This window comes from Cupriavidus phytohabitans (genome assembly GCF_000426345.1).
GTDB lineage: Bacteria > Pseudomonadota > Gammaproteobacteria > Burkholderiales > Burkholderiaceae > Cupriavidus.
Map to the genome: position 1 here is coordinate 1 of NZ_AUFE01000166.1, position 4,717 is coordinate 4,717.

Consider the following 4,717-nt stretch of genomic DNA (forward strand, 5'->3'; position numbering starts at 1 on the left):
CCATGTCTTCGGAGAGCGAACGGGGGCGGCCTCCCTTATGACCGTTGAGCAGGCCGCACAGCCCTTTCTCGCGCCAGGCGTTCATCCAGTTGTACACGGTCTTCTTGCTCACATCCAACTGCGTCGCGATCTCGTGCACGCGTTGACCTGCGTCGAGTAACACCATGCCTTGCCCTCTGGCTCGGAAATCTTCATACGGATGCCCCAGCGCAAGCTCTTGCAAAGTTCTTTTCTCCACGTCGTTCAATTCGATGGTGCACTTCATCGGCGATGCCAGCTCGTTCTTCTTATGACTGGCATTTGACTCTCATTCGTGAAATTGGTTTACTCAGAACACTTATATTGTCGGCCCACGTTGCATGACGCGAGGTCAATCCCTTTATCATCATGGAACCCATGAACAACAAACGACTCCAGCTTGCTGGCCGGCTGGCAGCGTCTCTCGCCTTAGCATCATCCGCCATGCTCGCGGCGACGGCAAAAGCCGAGGCCATCCCCTGGCGTAGCGCCGTCGTCCACGTCACCGCCGAAGGGCAGGACGTGAAAGACGTGCTACGCGATTTCACCGCCGGGCAAGGTGTATCCGCCACCATTGCCGGCGACGTGCACGGCACGGTGAGCGGCCGTTTCGACATGCCACCGCCGCAGTTTCTCGACACGCTGGCGTCAAGCTTTGGCTTCGTGTGGTTTTACAACGCCGGTGTGCTGTCGGTCAGCGACGTGAACACCGTCACGCGGCGTGTGATCAAGCTCGATCATGCGAGCCTCGCCGATCTGCGCGCGGCACTCACGCAACTGCGCATCGAGAATTCTCGCTTTCCGATCACTTTCGACGAGAGCCATGGCACCGCGCTGGTGAGCGGCCCGCAAGCGTATGTGGAGCTTGTATCGGAAGTCGCGCGACGGCTCGACGACAATGCGGCACAGCGCTCCGGCTCGATAATCCGCGTGTTCCCGCTGCGCCATGCGTGGGCCGTGGATCACAACGTCGAGATAGACGGCAAGACGGTAACAGTGTCCGGCGTTGCCAAAGTACTGTCGGCCATGTACGAACCGCGCGACCAGCGCGGGCGCAGCGGCTCGGGCAGCGACGAGCAGGCAGCGGACCGCGCCGCACGCGAACCGACGATGCGCCGCCTACAACCGATGCGCGACGTTACTGGTAACGCTGAAGGTGGTCACGAAAGCGGTGTGAATCCTCCGTTGCCGAGCGGCGTCGCGCCGGGCCTGGACGGATTGCTGAAGGGCATGGCGGCCGGCGGTGGCCCTGGCATGCAGTCGATCAGCTCCTCTGATATCAACGAGGGCGGTAGCCGCGGCGATGCGTCGGTGAGCGCCAGCCAGACGCTTCCCGTAATCGAAGCCGATCCGCGCACGAATTCCGTGTTGATCCGTGACGTGCCGCAACGCTTCACGCAGTACGAAAGCCTGATCGAAAAACTCGACGTGCGACCGCGTCTGATCGAGATTGAGGCGCATATCATTGAGATCGACGACAAAGCGCTCAAGCAGATCGGCGTGATCTGGGGCGCACACAACAGCCACATCAATTTTCAGACTGGCAACAGGACGATGCAGCAGAATATCGACGACGGCAACATCGGTACGCAGGCCCTTTCGGACGCCACAACTGTGAGCAACGCGACGCCAGTCGGTGCGTCGCTCACGGCCGTGCTCGGTAACGCGGGACGGTATCTACTCGCGCACGTGAATGCACTGCAGGAGAAAGATCTTGCCAAGATCGACGCGAGCCCAAAAGTCGCCACGCTTAACAATGTCGAAGCCGTGATGGACCACAAGACGCGTTTCTTCGTGCGCGTGGCGGGCTATACATCGGCAGATCTGTACAGCGTGTCGGCCGGCGTGTCGCTGCGCGTGCTGCCACTCGTCGTGGAAAAGAACGGCAGCACGGATATCAAGCTGAGGGTTCATATCGAGGACGGCACTATTACGTCGCAGCAGGTCGACAACCTTCCGGTGATCACGACCAGCACGATCAATACCGAGTCGTTCGTCGGCCAGGGTGAGAGCCTGCTGATTGCCGGCTATCGTGCCGATACGTCGACGAATGGCGAGACCGGCGTGCCGGGCCTTTCGAAGATCCCGCTCATCGGCGCGTTGTTCCGCTATCGCGAAGACCGGCGCAGTCATATGGAGCGACTCTTTCTGCTGTCGCCTCGCATCATCGAGTTCTAACGGTAGTGGTGCAGTTCGGAGGTGCTGGTTTAACGCATGCGGTTTTACACATCTCTGACCAACCAAAGCGACCAGAGCGCCTAGAAAAATCGTTTACTTTCAACGACTTGAAGCGGCACTTGGTAACTGCTCAATAACCCGGGGCAATCCCTCAGGCGCTGCGTCGCCCCTGACCGGGTTCATCGGGCCAGGATGCAGGCGACGCCGTCTGGCGGGCGGCAATAGATTTCGGTTGTAAACCGTAGGCGGCGATGTTAACTTTCGTTGCATCGCCACTCTCTGCGTTGCCGGGCCATGAGCATCCCTCAAAAATTCATCCCACCGGATATCGACCGAAACGAGTTGACGCCGCGGGAGCTTGAATTGCTGGCGGTGCTCGAGCGGTTGACCGATATGGTCAATCACCAGCAGGAGCAGCTTCAAGGACTGGAAAAGGAAATCGCCCGGCTGCGTAAAGCCGGCAAGCGCGCATAGCCTCACGCAGCCGTGAGGAAGAAACTCGCTGCGCCGTATATTCCCGAAACCGAGCGCACGCCCGCGGTCGTGAAGCTGCTCGCCTGGGGTGAAGGCCTCATGGAAATCATCCTTCGCCAACATGAGCAGGAGTTGCATCTGAAGGATGAAGTCGCTGTGCTCAAGGGCGAGAAGAAGCGCCCGAAGTTCAAGCCGAGCCGCATGCATGAGGAGGCCGGCAAAGTCCAGCAGCAGGCCAAGCCAGGTAGACGACGCGGTTCGCCCGGCAGGAGCAAGACCGCCCAACTGAAGATCGATTGCGAAGAGATCATCGAGCCGGCCGGGCTGATCCCGCCGGGCTCCCGATTCAAGGGCTACCGGGATTATGTGGTGCAGGACTTGGTGATCGGCTCACGCAACACACGCTATCGGCTTGCACGTTGGCAAACACCAGACGGTCGGACCTTGACCGGGCAACTTCCCTGGGCCGTCGCAGGCAGCCACTTTGGCGCGACGCTGGTCAGCTATCTGCTCTACCAGCACCACCATTGCCACGTTACCCAGCCGCTGTTGTGTGAGCAATTGCGCGAATGGGGCATCGAGATCTCGTCGGGGCAGTTGAACGCGCTGCTGCAAGAGGGCAAGGAGCGGTTTCACGCGGAAAAAGACGGGCTGTTATCGACCGGGCTGGCGCTCTCAGCATATGTGACGGTCGATGACACGGGCACGCGTCATCAAGGCAACAATGGCTACGTCACCCATATTGGTAACGAGCACTTCGCCTGCTTCAAAAGCACGTGTTCGAAGAGCCGCATCAATTTCCTCGAATTGCTCGGCGCTGGACACGGCTACCAGATTAACGAAGACGCCCTCGCTTACATGAAGAAGCAAGGGCTCTCGCAGGTGTTCCTGAATGCGCTGCGTGAGCACGCCCGCAGAGGATTTGCCGATCAGGGTGCATGGCAACTCCACCTCAACGGCCTGGGCATGGACGTTGCCCGCTACCGCAACATCGCCACCGAGGGCGCGTTGCTGGGCAGTCTGAAGCGGCGTGGCGTGGCGCAGGATCTCGCCATCATCAGCGACGATGCAGGACAGTTCAATGTCCTGATTCACGGCTTATGTTGGGTACATGCGGAGCGCCTGGTTCACAAGCTGCTCCCGTTGAACGATCTACACCGCGAGGATATTGCACGCGTGCGCAGCGACATCTGGTCCCTGTACGCGGACCTCAAGGATTACAAGCGACGTCCCACCCTCAAGCGCAAGCGCGAACTGCAAGCGCGCTTTGATGCCGTCTTTACCCAGAAGACCCGCTACGCCACACTCAACCGTTTACTCAGGCGCATTCACCTGAACAAGTCCGAGTTGCTCCTGGTACTGGAGCGCCCTGAGGTCCCACTGCACACAAATGGCAGTGAGCGCGATATTCGCGATCACGTGAAAAAGCAGAAAATCAGTGGCGGCAGCCGCAGCGAGCTCGGTCGGCAATGTCGCGATACGTTCTCCAGCCTGAAGAAGACCTGTCGCAAACTGGGCGTCTCGTTCTGGGATTACCTGACCGACCGCATCTCGTGCAGCGATCACATCCCACCACTCCCGCACCTGCTTGAACAACGCCTCCTGCGCTCTGCTTGAACAGGGTGCCGCCGTTCGCCCCGGGTTATTGAGCAGTTACGGCACTTGTAGACTCTCAGAGTCTCGCGTTGATATGACTCGGCGTCCTCAAATCTGAAGTGCCACACCTTGCCATTTGGTAAGGTGTGGTGGATGACGAAGAAGAAGTACCGGCAACAGCAACCCGAAGAGCGCATGCGCATCGAGATTTGGAAGGCGGAGCAAATCGGCGTGAGGGACATGGCCTTCCGGCTGGGGCGCTCGCCGTCCACCATTTCGCGTGAGCTTGCCCGCAATACCTGCCATGGGCACTCTTACCGAGCTACAGTGGCGCATGCGTCGCGCACCCGGCGCCGTGACGCCAGCCGTCCTGCTGCGAAGCTCGACAGCGATGGCGTGCTGTGGGGCGTGGTGCGGCACTTCCTGGAGCTGAAGTGGTCGCCGCAGGAGA

The 4,717-nt window shown here is 59.8% G+C and carries 5 protein-coding genes; 4 read left to right on the top strand and 1 reads right to left on the bottom strand.

The window, feature by feature from the left end:
- A partial coding sequence (locus K309_RS0134040; RefSeq protein ID WP_035878860.1) for a helix-turn-helix domain-containing protein occupies positions 1 to 265 on the bottom strand: 265 nt, incomplete at its 3' end.
- A 131-nt stretch (positions 266 to 396) separates the two neighbouring features.
- On the opposite strand from K309_RS0134040, the gene sctC reads away from it, so the two are divergent.
- The 4 genes from sctC to K309_RS0134060 form a co-directional block, all read left to right on the top strand.
- Positions 397 to 2,196, top strand: a complete 1,800-nt coding sequence (gene sctC, locus K309_RS0134045; RefSeq protein ID WP_029050368.1) for a type III secretion system outer membrane ring subunit SctC — start codon at positions 397 to 399, stop codon at positions 2,194 to 2,196.
- A gap of 294 nt (positions 2,197 to 2,490) precedes the next feature.
- Positions 2,491 to 2,670: a hypothetical protein gene (locus tag K309_RS0134050; protein ID WP_029050369.1), complete on the top strand. Its 180-nt coding sequence runs from the start codon at positions 2,491 to 2,493 to the stop codon at positions 2,668 to 2,670.
- Positions 2,671 to 2,682: 12 nt separating this feature from the next.
- Positions 2,683 to 4,287 (top strand): IS66 family transposase, encoded by a 1,605-nt coding sequence (locus tag K309_RS0134055; protein ID WP_035878861.1) that lies wholly within the window; start codon positions 2,683 to 2,685, stop codon positions 4,285 to 4,287.
- Positions 4,288 to 4,419: 132 nt separating this feature from the next.
- On the top strand, positions 4,420 to 4,717 hold a 298-nt coding region (locus tag K309_RS0134060; RefSeq protein ID WP_035878862.1), incomplete at its 3' end, for a helix-turn-helix domain-containing protein.

Excerpts from the sequence above, each read along its gene's own strand:
- sctC (WP_029050368.1), top strand. The coding sequence starts at position 397 with ATGAACAACAAACGACTCCAGCTTGCTGGCCGGCTGGCAGCGTCTCTC.
- K309_RS0134050 (WP_029050369.1), top strand. The coding sequence starts at position 2,491 with ATGAGCATCCCTCAAAAATTCATCCCACCGGATATCGACCGAAACGAG.